At 62.1% G+C, this 1252-nt stretch carries 2 protein-coding genes; both read right to left on the bottom strand.

What is annotated here, in order from left to right; all coding sequences use genetic code 11:
- On the bottom strand, positions 1 to 359 hold a 359-nt coding region (locus tag M2432_RS27890), incomplete at its 3' end, for a Gfo/Idh/MocA family oxidoreductase (protein WP_280830090.1).
- A 27-nt stretch (positions 360 to 386) separates the two neighbouring features.
- The gene (locus M2432_RS27885; protein WP_280830091.1) at positions 387 to 1196 is read right to left on the bottom strand and encodes a TylF/MycF/NovP-related O-methyltransferase; all 810 of its coding nucleotides are present in this window, start codon (positions 1194 to 1196) and stop codon (positions 387 to 389) included.
- Positions 1197 to 1252: the final 56 nt, after the last annotated feature.

Genomic DNA, 1252 nt, shown 5'->3' with positions numbered 1-1252 from the left:
ACCCGGCCGGACTTGGCGGCCAGTTCGGCGATCTCGCGGGCCTCGGCGGCATTGGCCATGAACGGCTTCTCACACAGCACGTGCTTGCCGGCCTCCAGCGCGGCCCGAGTCCACTTGCCGTGCAACGCATTTGGCAACGGGTTGTAGACCGCATCCACATCGGGGTCGGCAATCAGCGCCTCGTAGGTTTCGTGCACCCGGGCGATGCCGTGTTTGTCCGCAAAGGCCCGCGCCCGTGACACGTCCCGCGCCGCCACGGCGGCGACCACCACCTCGGCGTTGTCCTTCGCCGGCTTGATCACCGCATTGGGCACGATGCCGGCCGCCCCCAGGATGCCGAGCCGCAGTATGTCAGGCACAAGACCTACAGCAACGTCCCGCCGTCGTCACTGTTTGCGCCACATCGCACCGGTGCCATCGATATCGATGATCTCGGTGGTGATGCCATGCTTGGCCCGGTAATCAGTAACGGCCTGCTCACACGCCTTGACCGCGTAGTAGTCATCGATGACGCAGAACCCGCCGACCGACAACCGCGGATACAGCGGCTCGAGCGCCTGAATCGTCGACTCATAGAGGTCCCCGTCAAGCCGCAACACCGCAATCTGCTCAATCGGCGCATCATGCAGCGTGTCTTTGAACCAGCCCGGCAGGAAACGGACCTGGTCATCCAGAAGCCCGTAACGCTCGAAATTCTTCCTGACATCAGCTTCCGAAACACCCAGGATGCCCGACACAATCTCCGCGTGAATCCCCTTGTCCGCCTTGTAATTCGCGGTATCCGAACGCGGAACGCCCTGGAACGAATCACACAACCACACATTGCGCGTGCTATCCCCATAGGCCGCCAGCACCGCCCGCATCAAGATGCACGCACCACCACGCCACACACCGGTCTCGACCAGATCACCAGGAACATCCTCGGCCAGCACCGTCTCCACACACTGCTGCAGGCTGGTCAGCCTCTTCATACCGATCATCGTCTCGGCCTCAGCCGGCCAGTCCAGGCCCGCCTCACGATAATTCTGACCGCTCACGCCCGCACCCCGAAGTTTCGGGCCGAACGTATTAGCCGCCTTGAGCAAAAGACGGCGCCGCAACGGCCACTCCGAGGGCATCCGCTCATGCATCCCGAACCTGGTCAGGTTCCGTCGAAGCAGATCCAGGTACAGCGAGCGCACGTCATATTCGGTGATGTTCACAATGGCCCTATCTCGCACAACAGCATGATCGGCGCTGAGTCTAAACTTGC

It is taken from the genome of Mycobacterium sp. OTB74 (genome assembly GCF_029892685.1).
Taxonomy (GTDB): domain Bacteria; phylum Actinomycetota; class Actinomycetes; order Mycobacteriales; family Mycobacteriaceae; genus Mycobacterium.
This window is presented reverse-complemented; position numbering and strand designations above follow the sequence as displayed.